This is a genomic window from Rathayibacter festucae DSM 15932 (assembly GCF_004011135.1).
GTDB classification, from domain to species: Bacteria; Actinomycetota; Actinomycetes; order Actinomycetales; family Microbacteriaceae; genus Rathayibacter; species Rathayibacter festucae.
Genome location: NZ_CP028137.1, coordinates 2,089,537 through 2,113,786, shown reverse-complemented (window position 1 = coordinate 2,113,786; position 24,250 = coordinate 2,089,537). Strand labels below are relative to the sequence as shown.

Here is a 24,250-nt window from a genome sequence, read left to right as displayed (position 1 = left end):
ACGCGCCCGCCCCCACAGCATGCTGGTCGAGCACCCCGCGCACCGGGCAACCTGTGCCGATCGAGCAGCCCGCGCATCTGGCGCCCCGTGCTGCCCGCGTGGTCCGCGCAGTGGACGCCCATGCTGATCGAGTGGTCCGCCCAGCGGGCGCCCATGCTGCGCCCATGCTGCGCGTGTGGTCTGCGCGTCGGGCACCCCATGCTGATCGAGTAGCCCGCGCAGCGGGCGTATCGAGATCCACTACCGCCGAGAGGCGAGTCTGCAGACCGGACTGCTGACGGTGGTGGGTCTCGATACGCCCCTGCGGGGCTACTCGACCAGCATGGGGAGGCCCTGCGGGGCTACTGACCAGTATGGGGAGGCCCTGCGGGCTACTCGACCAGCAGGAGGAGGCGGCTGCGCCGGCTGCTCGACCGGCAGGGGGAGCCGGCTACTCCGGCAGCGCGACCCCCACCGTCGTCCAGCCGGCGCGGACCGCCGCCTCGACGTCGGAGCCGGCGCCGAAGCGCTCGGCCGCCGCGGCCACGGTGAGGGCGGCGAAGCCCTCGAAGTCCGCCGTCGCCGTCAGCACGCCGCCGGTCAGCACGTCGTACCAGACCTGCCCCGCGCGCTCCCACGAGGGACCGCCGAGCTCGATCGCCGCCACCGCGAAGGCGCGGTTGGGGATGCCGGAGTTGATGTGCACGCCGCCGTTGTCGTCCTCGGTGTCGACGTAGTCGGCCATCGAGCCGGGCTGCGGGTCCTTGCCGAGCACGTCGTCGTCGTAGGCGGTGCCCGGCGCGATCATCGAGCGCAGCGCGGTGCCCTGCACCTCGTCGGTGAAGAGGCCCTCGCCGATCAGCCAGCTCGCGTCCGCCGCGCCCTGCCCGGCGCCGAACTGCTCGAGCATCGCGCCGAAGACGTCCGAGATGGACTCGTTCAACGCTCCGGACTGCCCCCGGTAGACGAGGTTCGCGGTGTACTCCGTGATCCCGTGCGCCAGCTCGTGGCCGATCACGCTCTGCGAGACCGTGAAGCGGCGGAAGACCTGCCCGTCGCCGTCGCCGAAGACCATCCGCGAGCCGTCCCAGAAGGCGTTGTCGTAGTCCTCGCCGAAGTGCACCGTGGCGTCCAGCGGCAGCCAGGCGTCGTCGATGGAGTCGCGGCCGAAGGCCTGCTGGAGGAACTCGGACATCGCGCCGAGACCGTCGTAGGCCTCGTCGGCCGCGGCGTCGCCGGTGGCGGGAGCACCCTCGGTGCGCACGACGGTGCCGGGCAGGGTCTCGGTCGACTTCGCGTCGGAGATCGTGCGCTGCAGGGCGGCGACCCGCTCGGCGCGGGGGACGGGCGACGCGGTGGCGGTCGAGCGCCCGGGGGAGGGCTCGCCCGGGCGGACGCGGCGGAAGGGCACGTCCTGCTCCAGGGAGCGGCTGGCCGCCCGCGCGGCCCGGGCGAACGCCGGGTCGTCGAGTCGGGCGATGCGGACGAGGAGATACGGCGGCACGACTGTTCTGCTCATGGCCCGATCCTCGCACCCACCCCCGACACGGTCGCGGGCTCGCCGCTCGCGGCCCGATGCGGTAGCGGGGCGCCGCGCGCTAGCCTGGCGAGCGACGAGCGGCATCCACGGACCGGGGCGCACCCGAGGACTTGAGGCGGACATGGGCATCATCACGCGGGGCTTCTTCGGCAAGCGCGAGCAGAACCCGGACATCCCGCCGGGCCAGTACCTGGAGAAGGGCTTCCCCGTCCTCTCGATCGGGCCGACCCCGAACATCCACGAGTGGGCCTTCTCGATCGACGCCGGCCCCGCCGGAGTGCGCCGCTGGACGGCGGACGAGTTCGCCGCGCTGCCCCGCGAGGACATCCACACCGACCTCCACTGCGTCACGCGCTGGTCCAAGCTCGCCACGAACTGGCGCGGCGTCTCGGTCGACCTCCTGCTCGACGGCATCGAGAGCGACGCCGGCTTCGTGATGGCGCAGAGCTACGGCGGCTACACGACCAACCTGCCGCTCTCCGAGATCCGCGACGGCAAGGCCTGGATCGCGACCGAGTTCGAGGGCGCGCCGCTCGCGGCCGAGCACGGCGGCCCGGCCCGGCTGCTCGTGCCGCACCTCTACCTCTGGAAGAGCGCGAAGTGGGTCCGCAGCCTCCGCCTGATGCCCGGCGACGAGCCCGGCTTCTGGGAGCAGAACGGCTACCACATGCACGGCGATCCCTGGAAGGAGGAGCGCTACTGGTGATCTGGACGGAGGCGGTGACCGAGTCGGTCCTGCCGCTCACTCCGACCTCGCGCCTGATCGTGCTCCGCGTGCCGGGCTGGCCCGGGCACCTCGCCGGGCAGCACCTCGACGTGCGGCTCACCGCACCCGACGGCTACCAGGCCAGCCGCTCCTACTCCATCGGCGCGCCCTCCGACGGCGAGCGCGTCGAGCTGGCCGTCGAGCGCCTCGACGACGGCGAGGTCTCGCCGTACCTGGTCGAGGGCCTGGAGGCGGGTGACCGCCTGGAGGTGCGCGGTCCGATCGGCGGCTGGTTCGTCTGGCGTCCCGAGCAGACCGAGCCGGTGCAGCTGATCGCCGGCGGCAGCGGACTGGTCCCGCTGATGGCGATGGCCCGCGAGCACGGCCGCATCGGGAGCGTCGCCCCGATGCGCCTGCTCTACTCCGTGCGCTCCAGCGTCTTCGCCTACTACCGCGACGACCTGCGCGCACTCGGCGAGCTGCCCGCCGACCGCGGCGGCGTCGAGACCGAGCTCGTGTACACCCGCGTCGCCCCGCCCGATGCCGCCCGTCCCGCGGGCCGGCTCACGCCCGAGCTGCTGGCCGCGCTGGCGATCCCCGCCTCCGAGGAGCCGACGGTCTACGTCTGCGGCCCCACCGCCTTCGTCGAGGCCGTCGCCACAGCCCTGGTCGCCCAGGGCCACGACCCCGCCCGAGTCCGCACCGAGCGCTTCGGCGGCCCCTGAGCGCTGCCCCCCTCCGCGAGATGCCACTTGCGCACGCGACACGCCGTGAAAAGCGTGCACAAGTGGCATCTCGCGGAGGGGAAGGAGCCGCGGCTACTCGAAGGAGACGGTGCGGTTCTCGCCGATGTCGGGCTGGCCGCCGGTCACGGCCGCCTTGGCGACCTTGAAGAGCACGACGGGGGCGGGGGAGTCGGTCACCCAGAGCTCGACGGTCTCGGCCGAGACGCGCAGCAGCGCGACGCTCGGGTCGTCCTTGCCGTCGGGGAACCAGGCCGAGATCGAGGGCGACCACAGCTCGTCCACCTTGGCGGGGTCGTGCACGACGGTCGCCGAGCCGGCCACCGACAGGTAGCCCTTCTTCGACTCGAAGGCGACGTTGACGCTCGGGTTGACCCGGATGTCGTCGACCTTCGCCGACGGGTCCTGGGTGAAGAACCAGAGGTCGCCGTCGAAGTCGACGTCCTGCGCGGCGAGCGGCCGGCTGACGAGCTGCCCGGTCTCGTTGACGGTGGTGAGGAGTCCGATCTTCGCGCTCTTCACGATCTCGGTGATCTGAGCGCGGTCGTCGTCCGTGGCGGGGGTGATGGTGGTGTCGGTCATGCTGCCGACGCTACGCGGAAGCACGGACGCCGCAAGGGGTGGCGAGTGCGTCGACCGCCTGGCTAGCGTCGAGGGATGGACACCACCACGTACACGGCCATGCTCGACAGCGGCGCGGAGCAGGAGAGCATCCGCCTCGAACTCATCGACGGCTCCCCGCAGCGCTCCCTCACCCGCCTCGCCGACATCGACGGCGAGGAGGTCGAGGTCGTCTGGGAGCTCGACGGCGAGATCGACGGTTTCCACGTCTACCGCCCCGTCCGCGTCGAGGGACGCGACGACGACAGCGGCGAGGTCTCCGACGACCTCACCGACGGCAACGCCGCCGGCGCCTACGCCGGGGAGTGATCCCTCGACCGCGCCGCCCGCCCCGATCGGGGCGCGGCGCGGTCAGGCCACCGGGTGCAGCGCGTCGTAGCGCCGGAAGCCCGGGCTGAGCCGCAGCACCGCCGCCAGGATCAGGACGATCGCGAGGCCGCCGGCCAGCGGCGGCAGCCAGAGCAGCGCGAGCGAGGCGAGCAGCCCCGTGTAGAGGTCGCCGACCCGCGGTCCGCCCGTCACCACCACGATGAAGACGCCCTGCAGCCGCCCCCGCATGTTGTCGGGCACCGCGGTCTGCAGCATCGTCTGCCGGAAGATCGAGCTGACGTTGTCGGCCGCACCGGCTCCTGCGAGCGCGACCGAGGCCGCGGCGATCAGGCCGAGGTTCGGCTCCGAGGCGTCGTGCGCCGTCAGTTCCGCCACCAGCAGCACCGCGCCGAAGCCGACGATCAGCACTCCGTAGGCCTGGATCGACCGGCCGATCGCGAGCCCCTGGCTCCGCACCCCGGTCAGCCGCCCGGAGAAGACGCTGCTCAGCAGCGCCCCGACCGCGTACGCCGCGGTGAGGAAGCCGACGGTCACCGCCCCGCCGCCCAGCAGCAGCGCGGCCGCCGCCGGGAAGACGACCCGCGGCTGCCCGAACGTCATCGCCACGATGTCGACGAGGAAGGACAGCCGGATGTTCGGCGCCCCGCGCAGGAACCGCAGCCCGTAGCGCAGCGACTCCAGCCCCGGCCGCTGCCGCTCGCCCTCGGGCACCAGCGCGGGCAGCCCGGCGATGCCGAGGAACGCCGCGAGGAAGAGCACCACGTCGATCGTGTAGGTCACCGCGAAGCCGGAGGAGGCGACCAGCACGCCCGCGAGAGCCGGCCCGACCGTCACCTCCACGCCGCCCGCGATACCGCCGAGCGCCGCCGCCGCCGGCACCAGCTCGAGCCGCAGCAGCCGCGGCGCCACCGTCATCCGGGTCGCGCCGATGATGGTCGTCGCCACGGCGTTGACCGCCGTCAGGGCGTAGAGCGTCAGCGGAGTCTCCGCACCGAACCAGGCGAGCGCCGCGATCGCCGCGGTCGAGCCCCAGGCGACGATCGCGGATAGCAGCAGCACCAGCCGCCGGTCGAAGGCGTCCGCGAGCATGCCGCCATAGAGCCCGGCGATCACGGTCGGCACCAGCGCCACCACGCCGACCATCGCGACGGCGAGCGTCGAGCCGGTCAGCTCGTAGATGTGCAGGCCGACGGCGACGATCGTCATCTGCCCGCCGATGCCCGAGATCACGTTGCCCGCCCAGAGACGGGCGAAGGCGGGGGACTCGCGGAGGGGGGAGAGGTCGACGACGTGGCTGCGCCGGGGCGCGGAGGGGGGCTGGCTCACCCGCTCCATTCTCGTGCCTGCCCGCAGGGACCGTGCGGAGGCGACGGCGGTGGTGCTGCACGGCGGTAGTGCGCGGTGATGCTGCGCGGCGATCCGCCGCACGGGGCCGTCAGGACGGAGCCCGTAGGGTGGGGAGCATGAGCACGTCATCCGACGGCGCGCCCCGACGCCCGCGCACCACCGCGTCGCGCGTCGCCGGCGCCGCCCCCGCGCGCCGCGCCGCCGCCCCCGCTCCGCGCCCCCGGACCCGCACCGCGAGCTCGAGCGCTGCGGCCTCGGGGGGCCGCTTCGCCGCGCTCCGTCGTCGCTACGGCGCCGCGACGGCCTCGATCCTCCTCGCGATCGTCGTCGTCCCGATCGCGTTCTTCGTCTGGTACGCGATCATCTCCCTCGGCGCCTACCCGGGCGACCAGGCCGTCAGCGACCTGCTCGTCGGCGTCCTCTACACCGCGATCATCCACGCGCTCCTGCTCGCCGGCGTGCTGCTCGGCGTCTCCTCGATCCGCGCGCGACGCCGCGAGGGCCGTCCGGCGATCGCCGGCTGGATCGGCGTCGTGCTGAACGTGCTCGTCGTCCTGTTCTGGGAGCTGCTCGTCTCGCCGTGGCTCGTCGAGCTCTGGAACCGGGCCGTCGGCGCCTGACCACCGGTCCCCGCCGGCCGGCTCCCGATCCGCTCGACCACCGGCCCCTGCGCTCTGGTAGGCTCCTCAGGTTGCCGTCAGACGGCCGCGGATCAAGAGAGCCCACGCATCAGGCGCCGGGCACCGCGCAACGAGAGAGAGGGGATCCCATTCATGGCACTCGAAGCAGACGTCAAGAAGGCGATCATCGAAGAGTACGCGACCCACCCCGGTGACACCGGATCCCCCGAGGTGCAGGTGGCCGTCCTGACCAAGCGGATCAAGGACCTCACCGAGCACCTCAAGGAGCACAAGCACGACCACCACTCGCGTCGTGGTCTGCTGCTGCTCGTGGGTCAGCGCCGTCGACTCCTCGGCTACCTGTCGGACGTGGACATCAGCCGCTACCGCTCGCTGATCGAGCGTCTCGGCCTGCGTCGATAGTCCCCTCCGCTCCTCCCTTCACCGGGTCGAGCGCGGGGTCTCGATGACACCGCGATCTTCTTCAGAACGGGCCGCTCTCCTCCGGGAGGGCGGCCCGTTCCGCGTTCCCGGGGTCGGAGCACCGAGGGGCTCCGCTCAATCCGGGCGCTCAGTCCAGGCGCTCCGGCCGGTCGACGCCGCCCCAGGAGAAGCCGGCCGACGCCGCGAACCAGTCGGCCGCCGACCGCGCGAGCGCCGCGTCCGCCTCCGGCCGTCCGGGCAGCGCCAGGGCCTCGGCGAGACCGGGGAGGGTCCATCGGTCGTCGAGGGCCTTCGCCTGCGCCCGCTGCCAGGCGTCGGCGCAGGCGGGCTCGCCGGCGGCCCGGGTCATCGAGGGGGCCCCGGGGGCGGCGCCGTCCCGCACGAGCGCGAGCGCGCAGGTCAGCGCCGCCGTCCGCACGACGCTCCGGGGCGCCCGCGGCGGCTCGGTGGCGCGCACCTGGTCCTGTGCGCCGACGATCGCGGTCAGCGCGAGGAAGAGCCGCGTGGCCTCCTCGTCCGGCCGCGGCGCGAGCCGGCCCGGACCGGCCGAGATCGCGGCGGACGCTCCCGGAGGGAGCACCAGGCCGCGGCCGATCCGAGCGGAGTACGCGCTCAGCAGACCGGTGACCCCGGCGTCGCGGCGCGGATCGTTCTGACCGACCACCCCGCGCACCCCGGGATCGCTCAGCACCCAGACGACGGGGGTGTCGTTGTGGATCGTCAGACTCCGGTGGTCGTCGTCGACGCAGGCGAGCAGGTGCCCGGCCAGCGCCTCGCCCTCGCGGTCGAGCACCGAGGAGGAGGCGAGCAGCTCGCGAGGCTCGTCGCAAGGGCCCGCGGACGCTCCCGCCGAGGAGGGCAGGGCGGCGAGGGGAGCGAGCGCGCCGAGCGCGAGAGCGAGCACCGCGATCGCGACGACGGAGGCCGCGCCCGCGCCGAGGAGCCGGCCGGGGGAGTCGCCGCGGACAGCGTCCCCGGGAAGGCCGCCCGGCCGCACTCGACCCCGCCGCACCCGATCGAGCGCGGACGCCACCGTGCCTCGACGCACCATGCGGGACTCCCTCTGCTCGGAGGCTAGACCCGGAACCGGCGTCTGACCAGGCCCTGAGCGCGACCGAAAAGGGGAGGGGCGGGAATTCCTTCGAGAATTCTCCGGAGAGGTGCATCCGCGCAGGCCCCTCGGACGGAAGTAGTGGTGAAGGCCCTTCTCGAGAACCCACCGACCCGCCCGCGGGTCCCATCGTGAAAGAGGAACACCGTGACCACCTCCCGCCTCACCCACCGCCTGCTCGCCGGGGCCTGCCTCGGCACCCTCGCCGTCGCCGGTCTCGCCGCCGCTCCCGCGAGCGCGGCCGACGCCGACTCGGCCGACCTCTACGTGCTGCACGCGGTCCCCGACACCCCGGTCGACGTGTACGTCAACGGAGCACTGACGCTCGACGACTTCACGCCCGGCTCGCTGGCCGGCCCGCTCGACCTGCCCACCGGCACCTACACCGTCGCGATCACCGCCGCGGACGCCGCCGACGCGAGCGCCCCGGTCATCGGCCCGGTCGACCTCGCGCTCGAGGCCGGCAAGAGCTACACCGTCGCCGCGCACCTCAAGCCCGACAACACCCCCACCGCGACGCTTTTCCCGAACGACATCTCCGCCACCGCGGCCGGAGAGGGACGCCTCACGGTCCGCCACATCGCCGCGGCCCCCGCGGTGGACATCCTCGCCGGCGGCTCGCCGGTGCTGACGAACGTGACCAACCCGAACGAGGGCATCCTCAACCTCGCTCCGGCCACGATCTCGACCGTGGTCGCCGCGACCGGGACCACCGCTCCGGTCATCGGCCCGGCCGACGTCCAGGTCCAGGAGGGCGTCAACACGATCGTCTACGCCTGGGGCAGCCTGGAGAAGGGCAACCTCGCCCTCGCGACGCAGACCATCGGCGGTCTGCACTCGTCGCCGTCCGGTGTCCCCGCCGGTGAGGCCGGCCTCGCGGCCGACAACCGCACCGACGCCGCCGCCGGCTGGTGGGGCGCTGCCGCGCTCGCCTCGCTCGCGCTGATCGGTGCCGCGCTGGTCGGCCGCCGCAAGGCCGTCGCCGGTCGCTGACCGACGCGCACGACCGCCGGTCGCTGACCGGCACCGAAGACCGCCGGTCCCCGACCGGCACCGAAGACCGCCGGCCCGGTGTGCCCCCGCACCCGGGCCGGCCGCCGACCACGACGAGAGGAGGACGTGATGAGCAGGATCCCCACCCGGCCGCGCGCTCTCCTCGTGGTCGGCGCGATCGCGGTCGGCCTCGGCCTCGGCGGCTGCTCGGCACAGGCGGTCGGGGTCGTGCCCGCCCCTGACGCGAGTGCGCCGCTCCCGACGTCGACGCCGGCCGCGATCCCCTCCAGCACACCCGGTCCGTCCGCCGCCGCGGTGCCGGACGTCCCGGTCGCGGACGCCCGCCTCGGTGCGACGCCCGCGCCGGTGGTGCTCGCGCCGACGCGCCTGGTCGTCGACGGCCTGCCGATCGACATGCCCGTGCAGCCGGTCGGCGTCGCCGACGACGGCACGATGGAGCTGGTCCCCGACACCGATGTGGCCGGCTGGTACCGCTACGGCCGGGGGCTCGACACCGCCGAGGGGACGACCGTGATCGCCGCCCACGTCGACTCCCTCACCTACGGGCTCGGCCCGTTCGCCGAGCTGAAGAAGGCGCAGCCCGGCCAGCGCATCGGCCTGACGGGCGAGGACGGCGTCCAGCGCGTCTACACGGTGGACACCGTCGAGACCACGGAGAAGACCACGGTCGACCTCTCGAGCGTCTTCGTCCAGGACGGCGCCGCCCGGCTGGTCCTGATCACCTGCGGCGGCGACTTCGACTACGACACCCGTCACTACCTCAGCAACGTGGTCGTCACCGCGACCCCCTCGCCGTGACCGCCCGACGATGACTCCCGCCGGCCGCTTCCGTGCTCCCGCCGTGAGCGAGCCGTAGCATGAGCATCACCGCAGCGCCGCAGGCCGCCGAGCCACTCGCGACCGGGCCCCGCTGCCGCCCCCAGTCCAGGAGGACCCCCCTGAGCGACGCCCAGACCCGCGAGCCCGACGACGAGGCCGCCGACGAGCGCGCCCTCGTCCAGCGCCTCGGCCTCCGGTTCGCCGCGGGGGAGGAGTCGGCGCTCGCCGAGGCCTACTCCCGGTGGTCCCCGCTCGTCTTCACCCTCGCCCTGCGCTCACTCGGCGACCGCGGCGACGCCGAGGACGTGGTCCAGCGGGTCTTCGTCTCCGCCTGGACGGGGCGCGGCAGCTTCGACCCCGGCCGCGCGGCGCTCGGCGCCTGGCTGGTCGGGATCTCGCGCAAGCGCATCGCGGACGCCCACGAGAACCGCTCGCGCGAGCGCCGGCTCACCGCCGCACTGGTCGCGGTCGCCCCCGTGGACCAGGGCGAGCCGGCGGTCGACCTCGAGGAGCGGGTCCTGGTGGCCGACGAGCTCGCCCGCCTCGACCCGGTCCCGCGGCGGGTGATGAGCCTCGCCTTCTACGACGACCTGACCCACACCGAGATCGCCGAGCGGACCGGCCTGCCGCTCGGCACCGTCAAGAGCCACATCCGCCGCAGTCTCGACAGACTCCGCTCCCGATTGGAGGTGAGCAGCACATGACCCACCTCGATCCCGACGAGCTCGCCCTCCTCGCCCTCGGCGAGGACTCCTCCGACGCCGCCGCCGCCCACCTCGAGGCGTGCCCCGAGTGCGCTCAGCAGCTGGTCGAGCTCGGCCACGCCGCCGGTCTCGGTCGGCAGAGCCGCTCGCTGACCCTCGAGGCGCCGCCGGCGGAGGTCTGGGACCGGATCCGCGGCGAGCTCGCGCTGGGGACCGCGGATGCGCCGATCGCCCCGGTCACCGCGCTCCCGGTGGGCCGCCACACGCCCTCGCACCGTCGACCGCGCGCTCGCCGGCTGCTCCCCGCGGCGCTCGCCGCCCTCGCTGCCCTGGCGATCGGCGTCGTCGGCGGCTTCTGGCTGCAGGCCTCGCAGGGCACCGACGCGGTCGTGGTCGCCCGCGCCGATCTCGCCGCCTTCCCCGACTGGCAGGGCGCGAGCGGCAGCGCCGAGCTCGAGGACGCCGACGGCGAGCGCCAGCTGGTCGTGCACCTCGACGCGGCCGGCGCGACCGACTCCTACCGCGAGGTCTGGCTGATCGCCGCCGACGCCACCGGACTGGTGGGGCTCGGGGTGCTGGACGGCACGGACGGCCGCTTCACGGTCCCCGCCGACATCGACCTCGCCGAGTACTCGCTCGTCGACATCTCCGAGGAGCCCGACGACGGCGACCCGCAGCACTCCGGCGACTCGATCGTCCGCGGACCGCTTCGCGAGGGCTGAGCGCCCGCCGGGCGGACCGGCCGAGGCGTCAGACCGCCCCGGTCCGCTCCGCCAGCAGCGCGGTGAGGGCCTGCACGGCCGCGGAGGGACGCTGCGCACTGCAGACCGAGACCTCCCAGACCAGTCCGGGCCAGTCGAGCTCGATCGCGGTCACCCCCTCCAGCGGCGCGATGCCCGATCGGGGGACCACCGCGGGTCCGAGACCGGCCTGCACGAAGAGCGGGATCGCGGGCAGGTCGGCGACCTCGGTCGCGACCCGTCGCGTCGCTCCCGCCGCGCGGAAGGCCCGGTCCACGCTGACGCGGTTGCCGAAGCCGGACGGGGTGTCGATGAACGCCGCGCCCTCCAGGTCCGCGGGGGAGGGCCGCACCAGCCCCGCCAGCGGGTCCGCGCTGTCGACCAGCAGCACGTAGCGGTCGCGGACGACGGTCGTCACGGCGAGATCGTCCAGCTCGGCGACCGGCAGCGCGAGCAGCGCCACATCGAGCCGGCCGCGGCGCAGGTCCTCCGCCAGCCCGGTCGATCCGCTCGGCGAGGTGCGCAGGAGCAGGTCCACCAGCGGATGCCGCCGCCGGAACGCACCGAGGACACCCGGCAGGTCGAGGATGTCGAGCGCCGAGAAGGTGCCGACCCGGACCCGGCCGCGGAGCCCCGCCGCGTCCTCCGCCGCGAGCGAGCGCATCCGGTCGACGCTGTCGATCGCCGCACGAGCCGAGGGCAGCAGCGCCTCGCCGACGGCCGTCAGCGCCACGCGCCGCGTCGAGCGGGTGAACAGCGGCGCCCCCAGGTCCTGCTCGAGCGTGCGGACGGTCGCCGACAGCGTCGACTGCACCACGTAGAGGCGGGCGGCCGCGCGGGTGAAGCTGAGCTCCTCCGCAACGGCGACGAAGGCGGCGAGCTGACGATCGTCCATCCTTGAATCATGCAGGATCGTCGATCAATGCATCCACAATCCTCCGTTGGACGTGGACGATCGGGAGGAGCAGTCTGGGCGCATGCCGACCACCGGAACCCCCGCCGAGCGCACGACCGCCCGCACCGCCTCCTCCGCCTCCCGCCGCCCCGAGCTCGGGCACCACCTCGGCTTCTGGGTGATCGCGGTCGCCTTCCTCTCCGTGATGGCCTTCTCCACCGTGCCGACCCCGCTCTACGCGATCTACCAGCAGCGCGACGGCTTCCCCGCCTTCGTCGTCACCGTGATCTTCGCGGCCTACGCCGTCGGAGTGGTGGCCAGCCTCTTCCTCGCCGGACACGTCAGCGACTGGCTCGGCCGGCGCCGCATCCTGCTCGCCGCGATCCTCGTCGAGGTGCTGGCGAGCATCGTCTTCCTGCTCTGGCCGGACGTGCCGGGGCTGATCGTCGCCCGGCTGCTGACCGGCATCGGCGTCGGCGCGCTCACCGCGACCGCCACCGCGCACCTCTCCGAGCTCCGCGCGATCGCCCGGCCGGAGGAGGGACCCGGCGCCTCGCGCGCCGTCTCTACCCTCGTGAACGTCGGCGGCCTCGCGCTCGGCCCGCTGATCGGCGGCGTCCTCGCGGTGACCGTCGACCGCCCCCTCGTGGTGCCCTACGAGGTCTTCCTGGTGCTGCTCGTCGTGCTCGGCATCGCGGTCGCCCTGGTCCCCGAGACCGTCGAGCGCCGGGAGGAGCTGCCCGCCTACCGCCCGCAGCGGCTCGCCGTCCCCGCCGCCTCGCGCGGCACCTTCCTCTCGGCCGCCGTCGGCGCGTTCGCCGGCTTCGCCGTCTTCGGCCTCTTCACCTCGCTCGCGCCGACCTTCCTGGCCGGTCGCTTCGGCGAGACCTCGCACCTGCTGGCGGGCGTCGTCTCCTTCGGCGTCTTCGCGGCCGGAGCCGTCGCCCAGCTGACCGCCGGGCGGCTGCCCGTCCGCCGCGCGCTGCTCCTCTCCGCCGCGGCCCTCACCGTCGGGCTCGTGCTCGTCGCCTGGGGCGCCGTCGCCGTGGTGCTGCCCGCCTTCATCGGCGGCGGCGTGATCGCCGGGGCCGGCGTCGGCCTGATCTTCCGCCTGGCGCTCGGGGTCGCCGGCTCGCTCGCCTCCGACGAGACCCGCGGCGAGGTCCTCGCCGGGATGTTCCTCGCCTCCTACGTCGGTCTCGCGGTCCCGGTCCTCCTGATCGGCGCGGCGCTCGCCGTCCTCCCCGCGGTCCCGGTGCTGGTCGGCTTCGTGGCGATCGTGCTCGCGCTGGTGCTGGTGGCCATCGCGCGGATGCTGCGCTCGGCCGTCTGAGGACGCCCGCCGCGGGAGGCGGGCGCGGCCCGCGACACGGGCGGCCCCGGCGCTCCATGATGGAGGCATGAAGCTCTTCTCGTTCGGCCGCTCCGACTCCGACCCCCTGCCCGCCGGCGACCGCGGCTCGGGCAAGCTCGACGACTACGACTACGAGCTGCGGCCCAAGTCCAAGCGCGGCGACACCTTCCTCGGCATCGCCGACTCCCTGCCGCACCAGGACGAGCTGGCCCGCGTGCACGCCCTCGGCGAGGAGGAGATCACGGCGGTCATCCCGCGCCGCACGATCGAGGAGGAGCGCACCGACGCCCCGATGCCGGTCCGGCTCTTCGCGAACCACCGGCCGACCGACCTCGTCGGCTACGTCCCCCGCGGTCTGGAGAACGTGGTCGAGGCGGCGCTCGCCCGGCTCACCGAGGCCGGCAAGCAGCCGCGCATCCCCGCCCGCATCGTGAAGGGCAAGGGCGGTCTCCGGGTCCAGCTGCTGATGCACGAGACCCGTGGCTGACGACCGGGGGCCGCAGGGATCGTCGTCCCCGGCGGAGTTCTGGGGCAGCCCCGCCCCCGCCGGTCCGCCGCCCGGCTGGTACCCGGATCCCGCTCAGGTGAACACGCAGCGCTACTGGGACGGCCGGGCCTGGACCGGGCACCACGCTCCGCTCGCGCCCGCGGCACCCGCCGTCGGCAACGCCGCCGCGACCGCGTCTCTCGTCCTCGGGATCCTCGGGCTGCTCCTCACGCCGATCCCGCTGTTCATCGGCCTGCTGCTCGGCGGCCCGCTCGACGTGCTCGCCGTCGTCTTCGGCGTCGTCGGCCTCGTCAAGGGCGGCGCGCGGCGGGGCGCGGGCGTCACCCGCGCGGTGGTCGGACTCGTCCTCGGCGCCCTCATGCTCGCGGCGATCACCGTCGGGGCCGGCACGATCTGGTAGCCGTGCGGCGGTGCTCCCGGGGCGGAGCCGCGCGGCACTCCCGCGGTTCCTGGTCGATCGGGGCCCGCACTGATAGCATGAACCGGTTCCGAATCCGGAAGCGACCGCCGGTCGCCGTCGGGTTCGAACCACGGAGCAGGCCGGCAGGAAGCTGGTCCTCGGTGGTGGAGTCCCGGTTCGCGACATCACGTGCTGCTGCAGCGCAGTGGACGATGTCGGGCAGACCCGGAGCCCTTCTACTGGTGGCCAGCACGAACGCCCTCCACACGACGGCACGGCGCGAAGCCCTGCCGTGGGATCGCGTGCGATTCCTGACCGTCATGCCGCTCCGACGAACGCCGGCGCCCAGAGGGGTGCCGCTGCAGACGTTAAGGAGACAGACCTCTTGGAAGGTCCTGAAATCACATTCGCCGAAGCCGTTCTCGACAACGGCTCGTACGGCACCCGCACCGTCCGCTTCGAGACCGGCCGCCTCGCGCAGCAGGCTCAGGGCGCGGTCGCCGCGTACCTCGACGAGGACACCATGCTCCTCTCCGCCACCTCGGCGTCGAAGAACCCGAAGGACAACTTCGACTTCTTCCCGCTGACCGTCGACGTCGAGGAGCGCTCCTACGCCGCCGGCAAGATCCCCGGCTCGTTCTTCCGCCGCGAGGGCCGCCCCTCCACCGAGGCGATCCTGGTCTGCCGTCTGATCGACCGGCCGCTGCGCCCCTCGTTCGTCGAGGGCCTGCGCAACGAGGTCCAGATCGTCATCACGGTCCTCAGCATCGCCCCGGACGAGTTCTACGACGCCCTCGCGATCAACGCAGCGAGCGCCTCGACCCAGATCTCCGGCCTGCCCTTCTCGGGCCCGGTCGCCGGTGTGCGCCTCGCGCTCATGTCCGACGGCTCCGGCAACGACCAGTGGGTCGCCTTCCCCAAGGCCTCGCAGCTCGAGAACGCCGTCTTCGACCTCACCGTCGCCGGCCGCGTCGTCACCAACGAGGACGGCTCCTCGGACGTCGCCATCATGATGGTCGAGGCCGAGGCCACCGACGTCTCGTGGAACCTCATCAAGGCGGGCGCCACCAAGCCCGACGAGGCCGTCGTCGCCCAGGGCCTCGAGGCCGCCAAGCCCTTCCTCCGCGCGCTCGTCGAGGCGCAGTCGAAGCTGGCCGCCGAGACCGCGAAGCCGGTCAAGGACTACCCGGTCTTCCTGCCCTACGCGCAGGAGACCTACGACAACGTCGCCGAGCTCAGCTACGACGAGCTCGTCCGCGTCTATCAGATCGCCGACAAGGTCGAGCGTCAGGACGCCGACGACGCCCTCAAGGCGAAGGTCAAGGAGCAGATCGCCGAGCGCATCGCCTCCGGCCGCCTCTCCGCCGAGGCCTTCGCGCAGGTCGGCGCCGCGTACAAGTCCGTCACGAAGGTGGTCGTCCGCGGCCGCATCCTCCGCGACGGCGTCCGCATCGACGGCCGCGGCCTGGCCGACATCCGACCGCTCGACGCCGAGGTGCAGGTCATCCCGCGCGTCCACGGCTCGGCGATCTTCCAGCGCGGCGAGACCCAGATCCTGGGTGTCACCACGCTGAACATGCTCAAGATGGAGCAGCAGATCGACTCGCTGTCGCCCGTCACGAAGAAGCGCTACCTGCACCACTACAACTTCCCGCCCTACTCGACCGGTGAGACCGGCCGCGTCGGGTCGCCGAAGCGTCGCGAGATCGGGCACGGCTTCCTCGCCGAGCGCGCCCTCGTTCCGGTGCTGCCGAGCCGCGAGGAGTTCCCCTACGCGATCCGCCAGGTGTCCGAGGCGCTCAGCTCCAACGGCTCCACCTCGATGGGCTCCGTCTGCGCGTCGACCCTGTCGCTCCTCAACGCCGGTGTGCCGCTGCGCGCCCCGGTCGCGGGCATCGCGATGGGCCTCGTCTCCGACGTGGTCGACGGTCACACCCGCTACGCGGCGCTGACCGACATCCTGGGCGCCGAGGACGCGCTCGGCGACATGGACTTCAAGGTCGCCGGCACCTCCGAGTACGTCACGGCCATCCAGCTCGACACGAAGCTCGACGGCATCCCGTCGTCGGTCCTCGACGCCGCGCTCAAGCAGGCCAAGGACGCCCGCACCACGATCCTCGCGGTGCTCACGGCGGCCATCGACCAGCCCGACGAGATGGCCCCGACCGCGCCCCGCGTGATCTCGGTCCAGATCCCCGTCGACAAGATCGGCGAGCTGATCGGCCCGAAGGGCAAGACGATCAACGCGATCCAGGACGAGACCGGCGCCGACATCTCCATCGAGGAGGACGGCACCGTCTACATCGGCGCCGTCGACGGACCGTCGGCCGAGGCCGCTCGTGCTCAGGTCAACGCCATCGCGAACCCGACCAACCCCGAGGTCGGCGAGCAGTTCCTCGGAACCGTCGTCAAGATCGCGACCTTCGGCGCGTTCGTCTCGCTCCTCCCCGGCAAGGACGGACTGCTGCACATCAGCGAGGTCCGCAAGCTCGCCGGTGGCAAGCGCGTCGAGAACGTCGAGGACGTCCTCGGAGTCGGCCAGAAGCTGCTCGTCTCGATCACCAAGATCGACGACCGCGGCAAGCTGTCCCTCGCGCCCGTCGTGGCCGAGGACGCCGAGGCGCCCGTCGAGGTCCCCGCCGAGAGCTGATCCCTCCCGCACGACGGACGCCCGTCCCACTCCGGTGGGGCGGGCGTCCGTCGTTCCCGGGTGCGGCCGCACCCCGGTGGCCCGGCGGCCCGTCGTCCGTGGGGTACGGTGGCGGGACCGTGCCGTCGCACCGCCCCGACCGGAGGACCCCGTGACCGACTCGACGCCCCCGGCCCTCGCGCCGGAGACGCCCCTTCCGCCCCGCCTCCTCGGAGCCACCGGTCTGCCCGTGCACCCGGTCGCCCTGGACGGCTCCGTCTTCGGCTGGGCCGCGAGCATCGACGAGACCACCGAGGTCCTCGACGCGTTCGCCGAGCTCGGCGGGACGCTGATCTCGACCGCCGACCACTACGCCACCGGGCGCAGCGAGTACATGATCGGCCGCTGGCTCGAGCAGTCCACCCGGCGCGACGAGCTGCTCGTCGCCACCAAGGTCGGCCGCCACCCCGACGCCCCGGGCCTCGCGGCCGAGGACGTGCGGGTCGCGATCGAGGGCTGCCTCGAGCGGCTCGGCACCCGGATCGACCTGCTCTCCTTCGACAGCGAGGACCCGGAGGTCCCGATCGCCGAGAGCCTCGCCGCCGTCGCCCCGTTCATCGAGAACGGCTCGGTCGGCGCCCTCGGCGCGGCGCACTTCAGCGGCGCCGCCCTCGCCGAGGCGGAGGCGGCGGCTCGCGACCTGGGCCTGCCCGTCTTCACCGCGGTGATCGCCGAGTACAACCTGATGGAGCGGAAGCACTACGAGGCCGACGTCGCCCCCGAGGTGCTCCGCCAGGGTCTCGGCACCCTCGCCCGCCTGCCGCTCGCGAGCGGCTACCTCACCGGGCGGCTGCGCCACCGCTCCGACGAGCCGGAGTCGGTCATGTTCGAGGCCGCCCTCGACTACGTCGGCCGGCACGGCAACAAGGTGCTCGCGGCGCTCGACGAGGTCGCGGAGGCGCACGGCAGCAACCCCGGCACCGCCGCGCTCGCCTGGGTGCTCGCGCACCAGGAGGTCTCGGCCGTCATCGTGCGCGCCCGCGGCGCCGAGGAGCTGGCGTCGATCTTCGGAGCCGCGACGCTGCCGATCACCCGCAGCGAGATCGCCCAGCTCGACCGCGCCTCCGCCTGAGCGGCGCCCCCGCAGGTCGCTGGGCAGCACACGCCGGCCCGGCAGCGCCCCGCCAGAGCAGGGGCGCTGGCGAGCCGGGGGTCAGCGACGCAGGATGCGCGCCTCCCACGGCCCGAGCGTCGATCCCGACGCGCCCGCGACGTTGCCCAGCACCGTCTCGGCTTCGGCCCACTCCTCGAGCAGCGCGACCTCGAGCGGCTCGCCGGAGACGTTGCCGACCACGAGCAGCTCGCTCGCCCCGGTGCGCGTGAACGCGAAGAGCGTCGGATGCTCGGCCTCGAGCAGGGCGAAGCGGCCCAGCTGCACCGTCTCGTCCTCGTGCCGCAGCGCGATCAGCGCGCGGTAGTACTCGAAGACGGAGCGCTCCGCCCCGCGGTCGGCCGCGACGTTCACCTCGACGTGGTTCGGGTTGACCGGGATCCACGGCTCGCCCGTCGTGAAGCCGGCCTGCGGTCCGCCGTCCCACTGCACCGGCGTCCGCGCGTTGTCGCGGCTCTGCGCGCGCAGCCCAGCGAGCACCTGCTCCGGGTCCTCGCCGCGCTCCTCGACCGCCTCGGCGTAGTAGTTCAGCGACTCGACGTCGCGGAAGTCCTCGATGCCGGCGAACGGCGCGTTGGTCATGCCGATCTCGTCGCCCTGGTAGATGTACGGCGTGCCGCGCTGCAGGTGCAGGAGCGTCGCCCAGAGCGTGGCCGACTCGTAGCGCCAGGCGCCGTCGTCGCCGAAGCGGGACACCAGCCGGGGCTGGTCGTGGTTGCCGAGGTAGAGGCTGTTCCAGCCGCGCTCGGCCAGCCCGTCCTGCCAGCGGGCGAGATTCGCCTTCAGGGCGACGAGATCGAGCGGGACCGGGTGGAACTTGTCGACGCCGTGGTCGATGCCGACGTGCTCGAACTGGAAGACCATGTCGAGCTCGCGCCGCTCCGGGTCGGTGACGAGCACCGCCTCCTCGAGCGTGACGCCCGGCATCTCGCCGACCGTCATCAGGGCGCCCTCGCGCCCGGCGAAGACGGCCTCGTTCATCTCGCGGAGGAACTCGTGCAGCCGGGGGCCCACCCCGCCGACGATCCCGGAGCCGCCGCCCGGCCCGTCGATCTCGTCGACGTTCTTCGAGACCAGGTTGATGACGTCCATCCGGAAGCCGTCGACCCCGCGGTCGAGCCACCAGTTCATCATCGCGTGCACCGCGTGCCGGACCTCCGGGTTCTCCCAGTTGAGGTCGGGCTGCTGCACCGCGAAGAGGTGCAGGAAGTACTCGTCGGTCGCCGGATCGAGGGTCCAGGCCGGGCCGGAGAAGTAGGAGCGCCAGCCGTTGGGCTCGGCGACGTCGAGGCTCGCGGCGGCGGTGGCCTCGAGCTCGGCGTCCGGCGCGAGCGCCGCCTCAGGAGCGGCGTTCTCGCGCCCCTGCCGCCACCAGTACCAGTCGCGCTTCGCGTCCTCCTGCGAGGAGCGCGACTGCACGAACCAGGCGTGCTCGTCGCTGGTGTGGTTCACCACGAGGTCCATCACCAGCTTGATCCCGCGCTCGTGCGCCTCGGCGAGGAGCAGGTCGAACTCCTCGAGCGAGCCGAACAGCGGGTCGATGTCCTGGTAGTCCGAGATGTCGTAGCCGTTGTCGTGCTGCGGCGACGGGTAGACCGGCGACAGCCAGACGACGTCCACGCCGAGGTCGGCGAGGTGGTCGAGATGCACGCGGATGCCGCCGAGGTCGCCGAACCCGTCGCCGTTCGAGTCGGCGAACGAGCGGGGGTAGATCTGGTAGACGACCGCGCTCGTCCACCAGGGCGTCGCGGGGGTCGGGGTGAGGGGCTCCATGGCCTGAATCTAGCCGCCACCACCGACGCCGGCGGGGTCGCCGCACCGTCGCCGGCCGCCCTCGCGAGACCGCCGGAGAACGCCGTGTAACGATCGGGTTAAGCGTTCGCGGGCGCCCCGCGAGGCGCCCGCCGCGCTCGGATACCCTCGGTCCCGGCGGACCCGACCGCCGCGGGGGAGTGGGCGAGTGGCGAGGGTGAAGTCCGGCTCTGCCGCGCGGACGATGCGCGGCACCGCGGCGCATCCGCCCCTCGCGGACAGCGGGCCCGTCGTGGCCCCCGCCGCCGTCCGGCGCTCTCTCGGCGACACGGCCGAGGCCCTCTTCCCGCTCGTCCTCGACGCCGCAGCCCTCGCGCGGCGCGAGGACGGCGGCCCCGAGCTGCTCGAGCGCTTCGCGGCCTGGGGCGGCGACGGCGTCGTCGTCGCGGACACCGCCGGATCCGCGACGGGGGAGGAGCGGGTCGGCGCCTGGCTCGCCGGCCACCGCGACCGCGATCGGTTCCGGCTGCTCGGCCGCTTCGGCGGCTCCCCGTCCGCCGTCGCCTCCCCGCGCGCCCTGGTGACCCGGGTGGAGGAGACACTGCGACGCCTCGGAGTCGAACGACTCGACGTCCTCGCAGTCCGCCCCGACGGCGCCGGTCGCCTCGACCAGCTGCTCAGCGCCGTCGAGGTCCTGCTCGCCCGCGGTCTCGTCGGCACCGCCGTCGCCTCGGGATTCGCCGCCGAGGAGCTCTTCGAGGCGCGCGTGCTCGCCGGCCACGGCCACCCGCGGTTCGCCGGCGTCGAACTGCCCTACAGCCTGCTCGACAGCACCCGGGCGGACGGCGACCTCGGTCTGGTCGCGGCCGGCCAGGGTCTCTCGCTGCTCTGCACGGCGCCGCTCGCGCACGGCTTCCTCGACGGCGTCGAGCGCGGGCGGAGGCAGCTCGGCCGGCTCCCCGACGGCGTCCTCGCCGCTGCCCACGTCGGGCGGCGCGGGCGACGCGTGCTGGTCGCCCTCGACGCCATCGGCGCCGAGCTCTCGGCCACCCCGGCCGCCGTCGCACTGGCCTGGCTGCTCTCCCGGCCGGGAGTGACCGCGGCTGCGGTCGCCCCGCGCTCTCCGGCCGACGTCGACGCCGTGGTGCGCGCCGTCTCGCTCGAGCTCGACGCCGGGCACCTGGCGGCCCTGGAGCGCGCCCGCCGCTGACGGGTCGCGCAGGGATCACCCGGTGCAGGTGGCCTAGGCTGTGCCGGATGAACCACGGTGTCGCACTCCCTCTCGAACAGCCGGAGACGACCATCGGGGCCGCCGGCGGCTCGCTCGTCCGCCGGACCGTCCTCTCGAGCGGTGTCCGCATCCTCAGCGAGGCGATGCCCGGGGCCCGCAGCGCGACGATCGGCTTCTGGGTCGCGGCCGGCTCGCGCGACGAGGCGCCCGCCCTGCCCGCGGTCGACGGCCGTCCCGCCGTGCCGTCCAACTTCGGCTCCACGCACTTCCTCGAGCACCTGCTCTTCAAGGGCACGGGCACCCGGTCGGCGCTCGACATCGCGGTCGCCTTCGACTCGGTCGGCGGCGAGCACAACGCGCTGACCGCCAAGGAGTACACCTGCTACTACGCCAAGGTGCAGGACCGCGACCTGCCGATGGCGGTCGAGGTCATCGGCGACATGGTCACCTCGAGCCTGCTCGACCCGGCCGAGTTCGAGACCGAGCGGGGCGTCATCCTCGAGGAGCTCGCGATGGCCGACGACGACCCGGCCGACGTCGCCAGCGAGCGGCTCTTCGAGGCCGTCTTCGGCGACCACCCGCTCGGGCGCCCGATCGGCGGCACCCCCGCGATCATCGGCGAGGCCACCCGCGACGCCGTCTGGGCGCACTACCGCGCCGCCTACCGCCCGCGCGACCTCGTCGTCACGGTCGCGGGAGCGGTCGACCACGAGGTGCTCGTCGCCCAGCTCGAGCGTGTCCTCGCCGCCGACGGCTGGGATCTCAGCACGCCGGCCGCGCCGGTCGAGCGCCGGGTCGGCGGCTCGGCCGTCTTCACCCGCGGCACCGCCCTCTCGATCACGCACCGCCCGACCGAGCAGGCGAACCTGCTGATCGGCTTCCCCGGCCTGGCCGCCGCGGACGACCGGCGGATGACGATGGGCGTGCTGAACTCGATCCTCGGCGGCGGCATGTCCTCGCGCCTCTTCCAGGAGGTGCGCGAGAAGCGCGGCCTGGCCTACTCCGTCTACTCGTTCGCCCCGTCCTACTCCGACGCGGGCCTCTTCGGCCTCTACGCGGCCTGCACGCCGTCGAAGGCGGGCACCGTCGCCGAGCTGCTGCTGGCCGAGTTCACCCGGCTCGCCGAGCACGGCGTCACCGCCGACGAGCTCGCCCGCGCCCGCGGCCAGCTCTCCGGCGCGGCGGCGCTCGCGCTGGAGGACTCGGACACCCGGATGTCGCGGCTCGGCCGCTCCGAGCTGACCTTCGGCGAGTTCGTCGACCTCGACGAGAGCCTGCGCCGACTCGCCCTCGTCGGCGCGGAGGACGTCCAGGCACTCGCGGCAGACTTGGCCCGGGGGCCGTCGTCGATCTCGGCCGTCGGAGCGGTCGACGAGTCGACCTTCGCCGGCATCGCCGAGATCGAGACCACTCCCGCGGCCTGATCCGCTCTGAGAACACCCGCTGACCGCGCACCGTCGCGCCGCACCAGGGAGGACCTCCGTGTCCCACTACATCTACCTCGTCCGCCACGGCGAGCAGCAGGACGCCGAGCACGGCATGCCCGACGGCCCGCTGTCGGCCCGTGGCGAGCGCCAGGCCCGGCTCATCGCCGAGCGGCTCGGCGGCGTCCCCTTCACCGGGGCGTGGCACTCGCCGCTGCGCCGGGCGGAGGAGACCGCCGCACGCTTCCAGGCGATCCTGCCCGGGCTGTCGATCGAGCCGTCCTCGCTGCTGTTCGACTGCATCCCCTCCGGCCCGACGCCGGACATGCCGCGCGCCTTCGAACCGTTCTTCGGCAGCGTCACCCCGGCCGAGATCGACGCCGGGCACGCGCAGATGCAGGACGCCGTGGCCGAGTTCCTCGCCCCGTCCCGCGAGGACCGCCACGACCTGCTCATCACGCACAACTTCGTCATCGGCTGGTTCGTCCGGCACGTCTTCGACGCCCCGGACTGGCGCTGGCTCGGCGTGAACCAGGCGAACTGCGGCCTGACGATCATCCGCGTCCGCTCCCGCAAGCCCCCGGTCCTCGTCGTGCACAACGACCTCGCCCACCTCCCCGTCGAGCTGCGCACCGGCCTCCCCGAGGCCCAGTCCTACTGACCCCCGCGACTGCGGCGAGGAAGCTGCGCTGCTCGCCCCCCCAAGGACGTCGGTCTCGATACGCCCCTTCGGGGCTACTCGACCAGCAGGGGAAGAGGCCCCTCTGGGACTGCCCGACCAGCCGGGGTCGCGCTGCATGCTGATCGAGTAGCCCGCGCAGCGGGCGTATCGAGATCCACCGCCACCGGCAGCCCCGCGTCACCCGCGGTCGTTAGGCTGGCACGGTGACCACCTCCGTCGCCGTCGTCGGTGCAACCGGCAAACTCGGCTCCCTCACCTGCTCGCTCCTCGAGGCCTCGGAGGAGTTCGACCTCGTCGCCCGGCTCGGCTCGCGCAGCGACCCGCGCGAGATGCTGGCCGCCGACGTCGTCGTGGACATGACGCTCCCCGCGGTCAGCCAGCAGATCGTCGACCTCGCCGTCGCGAACGGCAGGAAGGTTCTCGTCGGCACCTCCGGCTGGACCGGTGACCGCATCGCGGCGCTCCGCCGCAGCGTCGACGCCCAGCCCGGCGCCGGCGTGGTGATCATCCCCAACTTCTCGCTCGGCTCGGTCCTCGCCACCGCGCTGTCGACCGTCGCGGCGCGCTTCTTCGACGCGGTCGAGATCGTCGAGACCCACGGCGCGCGCAAGGTCGACTCGCCCTCCGGCACCGCCGTGCGCACCGCAGAGCTCCTGCTCCGCGCGCGCGCCGAGCTGGGCCCCGTCCAGGCGCCGCACACCGACCAGCGCGCCCGCGGCCAGCAGGTGGCGAGCATCCCGGTGCACAGCCTGCGCCTGCCCGGAGTCGAGGCGCGCCAGGAGGTGGTCTTCGGCGGCACCGGCGAGACGGTCACGATCCGCCACGACACCACGTCCTCCGCGTCCTACGAGGCCGGCATCCTCCGCGCCCTCGACGCCGTCCGCAGCACCACCGGCGTGATCGTCGGCCTCGACGCGCTGATCGACTTCCGAGCCGCCTTCGACGCCGCACCCCTGGCCGAGCAGGTCCGCGACGAGCCGGCGATCAGCGACGACGCGCCCTCCGGTCAGGCCGCGGCCGCCACGAGCACCCCGTGACGACCCGCATCGGCGTCGGCCTGATGGCCGTCCTCCTCGCGCTCTACCTCTTCGTCTGCCTGCAGTACTCGTACGTCGCCTTCGCCGCCGGAACGGTGCCGGGCATCGTGATGGGCATCGGCCTGCTCGTCCTCGGCGGGGTCGGCGTCTGGGGGCTCGTGCGCGAGATCTCCTTCGGCGTCCGCGCCGAGAAGCTGGCCCGGCGCCTCGAGTCCGAGGACGCCCTGCCCTCCGAGGTCCTCGAATCCAGCGCGACCGGCCGACTCGACCGGACCGAGGCCGACGCGCTCTTCCCGCGCTACGCGGCCGACGTCGACGAGGACCCCGAGAGCTGGCGCGCCTGGTACCGGCTCGGCCTCGCCTACGACGCGAGCGGTGACCGCAAGCGCGCCCGCGGGGCGATCCGCCGCTCGATCGCCCTGGAGCGCGAGCGGCCCGCCTGATCGGCG

Annotated in this window: 25 protein-coding genes; 19 read left to right on the top strand and 6 right to left on the bottom strand. The window is 73.7% G+C overall.

Going from position 1 to position 24,250, the window contains the following annotated elements:
• Window positions 1-430: 430 nt before the first annotated feature.
• Window positions 431-1,498 carry a M4 family metallopeptidase gene (locus C1I64_RS09915; RefSeq protein ID WP_127887079.1) on the bottom strand — a complete coding sequence of 356 codons (1,068 nt, stop codon included), beginning with the start codon at window positions 1,496-1,498 and terminating at the stop codon, window positions 431-433.
• A 142-nt stretch (window positions 1,499-1,640) separates the two neighbouring features.
• Between C1I64_RS09915 and C1I64_RS09910 the strand changes: the two genes are divergently transcribed.
• Together C1I64_RS09910 and C1I64_RS09905 are read left to right on the top strand one after the other, a co-directional pair.
• The gene (locus C1I64_RS09910; RefSeq protein WP_123447901.1) at window positions 1,641-2,225 is read left to right on the top strand and encodes a molybdopterin-dependent oxidoreductase; all 585 of its coding nucleotides are present in this window, start codon (window positions 1,641-1,643) and stop codon (window positions 2,223-2,225) included.
• Window positions 2,222-2,950: a ferredoxin reductase gene (locus tag C1I64_RS09905; RefSeq protein WP_341867827.1), complete on the top strand. Its 729-nt coding sequence runs from the start codon at window positions 2,222-2,224 to the stop codon at window positions 2,948-2,950. The genes C1I64_RS09910 and C1I64_RS09905 overlap by 4 nt, the downstream gene beginning before the upstream one ends.
• A gap of 93 nt (window positions 2,951-3,043) precedes the next feature.
• On the opposite strand, the gene C1I64_RS09900 is transcribed toward C1I64_RS09905, so the two are convergent.
• Window positions 3,044-3,550, bottom strand: a complete 507-nt coding sequence (locus tag C1I64_RS09900) for a pyridoxamine 5'-phosphate oxidase family protein (protein WP_127887078.1) — start codon at window positions 3,548-3,550, stop codon at window positions 3,044-3,046.
• A 75-nt stretch (window positions 3,551-3,625) separates the two neighbouring features.
• Between C1I64_RS09900 and C1I64_RS09895 the strand changes: the two genes are divergently transcribed.
• On the top strand, window positions 3,626-3,898 hold the full coding sequence (locus C1I64_RS09895) for a hypothetical protein (protein WP_127887077.1): 273 nt from the start codon (window positions 3,626-3,628) through the stop codon (window positions 3,896-3,898).
• A gap of 42 nt (window positions 3,899-3,940) precedes the next feature.
• On the opposite strand, the gene C1I64_RS09890 is transcribed toward C1I64_RS09895, so the two are convergent.
• The gene (locus tag C1I64_RS09890) at window positions 3,941-5,254 is read right to left on the bottom strand and encodes an MFS transporter (protein ID WP_127887076.1); all 1,314 of its coding nucleotides are present in this window, start codon (window positions 5,252-5,254) and stop codon (window positions 3,941-3,943) included.
• 128 nt (window positions 5,255-5,382) lie between these two features.
• On the opposite strand from C1I64_RS09890, the gene C1I64_RS20045 reads away from it, so the two are divergent.
• A complete protein-coding gene (locus C1I64_RS20045) occupies window positions 5,383-5,886 on the top strand; it encodes a hypothetical protein (protein ID WP_159422391.1) in 504 nt (167 codons plus the stop codon).
• Between the two features lie 153 nt (window positions 5,887-6,039).
• The gene (gene rpsO / locus C1I64_RS09880) at window positions 6,040-6,309 is read left to right on the top strand and encodes a 30S ribosomal protein S15 (RefSeq protein ID WP_123447896.1); all 270 of its coding nucleotides are present in this window, start codon (window positions 6,040-6,042) and stop codon (window positions 6,307-6,309) included.
• Window positions 6,310-6,457: 148 nt separating this feature from the next.
• On the opposite strand, the gene C1I64_RS09875 is transcribed toward rpsO, so the two are convergent.
• A complete protein-coding gene (locus C1I64_RS09875) occupies window positions 6,458-7,381 on the bottom strand; it encodes a hypothetical protein (protein WP_127887075.1) in 924 nt (307 codons plus the stop codon).
• A 207-nt stretch (window positions 7,382-7,588) separates the two neighbouring features.
• Here C1I64_RS09875 and C1I64_RS09870 point away from each other — a divergent pair, with 207 nt between their 5' ends.
• From C1I64_RS09870 to C1I64_RS09855, 4 genes are all read left to right on the top strand, one after another.
• Window positions 7,589-8,434 carry a DUF4397 domain-containing protein gene (locus C1I64_RS09870; protein ID WP_127887074.1) on the top strand — a complete coding sequence of 282 codons (846 nt, stop codon included), beginning with the start codon at window positions 7,589-7,591 and terminating at the stop codon, window positions 8,432-8,434.
• A 129-nt stretch (window positions 8,435-8,563) separates the two neighbouring features.
• Window positions 8,564-9,253, top strand: a complete 690-nt coding sequence (locus C1I64_RS09865; RefSeq protein ID WP_127887073.1) for a class F sortase — start codon at window positions 8,564-8,566, stop codon at window positions 9,251-9,253.
• A gap of 59 nt (window positions 9,254-9,312) precedes the next feature.
• On the top strand, window positions 9,313-9,978 hold the full coding sequence (locus C1I64_RS09860; protein WP_127887072.1) for an RNA polymerase sigma factor: 666 nt from the start codon (window positions 9,313-9,315) through the stop codon (window positions 9,976-9,978).
• On the top strand, window positions 9,975-10,700 hold the full coding sequence (locus tag C1I64_RS09855) for an anti-sigma factor (RefSeq protein ID WP_127887071.1): 726 nt from the start codon (window positions 9,975-9,977) through the stop codon (window positions 10,698-10,700). Before C1I64_RS09860 ends, C1I64_RS09855 begins: the two co-directional genes overlap by 4 nt.
• A gap of 28 nt (window positions 10,701-10,728) precedes the next feature.
• Here the strand turns inward: C1I64_RS09855 and C1I64_RS09850 are convergent, their stop codons facing one another.
• Window positions 10,729-11,613, bottom strand: coding sequence for a LysR family transcriptional regulator (locus C1I64_RS09850; RefSeq protein ID WP_127887070.1), 885 nt, complete (start codon window positions 11,611-11,613; stop codon window positions 10,729-10,731).
• 82 nt (window positions 11,614-11,695) lie between these two features.
• Here C1I64_RS09850 and C1I64_RS09845 point away from each other — a divergent pair, with 82 nt between their 5' ends.
• The 5 genes from C1I64_RS09845 (at window position 11,696) to C1I64_RS09825 (ending at window position 17,636) form a co-directional block, all read left to right on the top strand.
• Window positions 11,696-12,946: an MFS transporter gene (locus tag C1I64_RS09845; RefSeq protein ID WP_127887069.1), complete on the top strand. Its 1,251-nt coding sequence runs from the start codon at window positions 11,696-11,698 to the stop codon at window positions 12,944-12,946.
• Window positions 12,947-13,013: 67 nt separating this feature from the next.
• A complete protein-coding gene (locus C1I64_RS09840) occupies window positions 13,014-13,454 on the top strand; it encodes a hypothetical protein (RefSeq protein ID WP_127887068.1) in 441 nt (146 codons plus the stop codon).
• The gene (locus tag C1I64_RS20355) at window positions 13,447-13,875 is read left to right on the top strand and encodes a DUF2510 domain-containing protein (protein ID WP_123447887.1); all 429 of its coding nucleotides are present in this window, start codon (window positions 13,447-13,449) and stop codon (window positions 13,873-13,875) included. The genes C1I64_RS09840 and C1I64_RS20355 overlap by 8 nt, the downstream gene beginning before the upstream one ends.
• 385 nt (window positions 13,876-14,260) lie before the next feature.
• Window positions 14,261-16,525 (top strand): polyribonucleotide nucleotidyltransferase, encoded by a 2,265-nt coding sequence (locus C1I64_RS09830; protein ID WP_123447886.1) that lies wholly within the window; start codon window positions 14,261-14,263, stop codon window positions 16,523-16,525.
• 151 nt (window positions 16,526-16,676) lie between these two features.
• Window positions 16,677-17,636 (top strand): aldo/keto reductase, encoded by a 960-nt coding sequence (locus C1I64_RS09825; RefSeq protein WP_164874502.1) that lies wholly within the window; start codon window positions 16,677-16,679, stop codon window positions 17,634-17,636.
• Window positions 17,637-17,717: 81 nt separating this feature from the next.
• Here C1I64_RS09825 and C1I64_RS09820 read toward each other — a convergent pair whose 3' ends face one another.
• A complete protein-coding gene (locus C1I64_RS09820) occupies window positions 17,718-19,448 on the bottom strand; it encodes a glycoside hydrolase family 13 protein (protein WP_127887066.1) in 1,731 nt (576 codons plus the stop codon).
• Between the two features lie 196 nt (window positions 19,449-19,644).
• Here C1I64_RS09820 and C1I64_RS09815 point away from each other — a divergent pair, with 196 nt between their 5' ends.
• From C1I64_RS09815 to C1I64_RS09795, 5 genes are all read left to right on the top strand, one after another.
• Window positions 19,645-20,637, top strand: coding sequence for an aldo/keto reductase (locus C1I64_RS09815; RefSeq protein WP_127887065.1), 993 nt, complete (start codon window positions 19,645-19,647; stop codon window positions 20,635-20,637).
• 47 nt (window positions 20,638-20,684) lie between these two features.
• The gene (locus tag C1I64_RS09810; protein WP_123447882.1) at window positions 20,685-22,082 is read left to right on the top strand and encodes a M16 family metallopeptidase; all 1,398 of its coding nucleotides are present in this window, start codon (window positions 20,685-20,687) and stop codon (window positions 22,080-22,082) included.
• A gap of 58 nt (window positions 22,083-22,140) precedes the next feature.
• Complete coding sequence (locus C1I64_RS09805) at window positions 22,141-22,743, top strand: histidine phosphatase family protein (protein WP_127887064.1); 603 nt, start codon at window positions 22,141-22,143, stop codon at window positions 22,741-22,743.
• A gap of 224 nt (window positions 22,744-22,967) precedes the next feature.
• Window positions 22,968-23,801, top strand: a complete 834-nt coding sequence (dapB, locus tag C1I64_RS09800; protein WP_127887063.1) for a 4-hydroxy-tetrahydrodipicolinate reductase — start codon at window positions 22,968-22,970, stop codon at window positions 23,799-23,801.
• Complete coding sequence (locus C1I64_RS09795) at window positions 23,798-24,244, top strand: hypothetical protein (RefSeq protein ID WP_127887062.1); 447 nt, start codon at window positions 23,798-23,800, stop codon at window positions 24,242-24,244. The genes dapB and C1I64_RS09795 overlap by 4 nt, the downstream gene beginning before the upstream one ends.
• Window positions 24,245-24,250 lie beyond the last annotated feature (6 nt).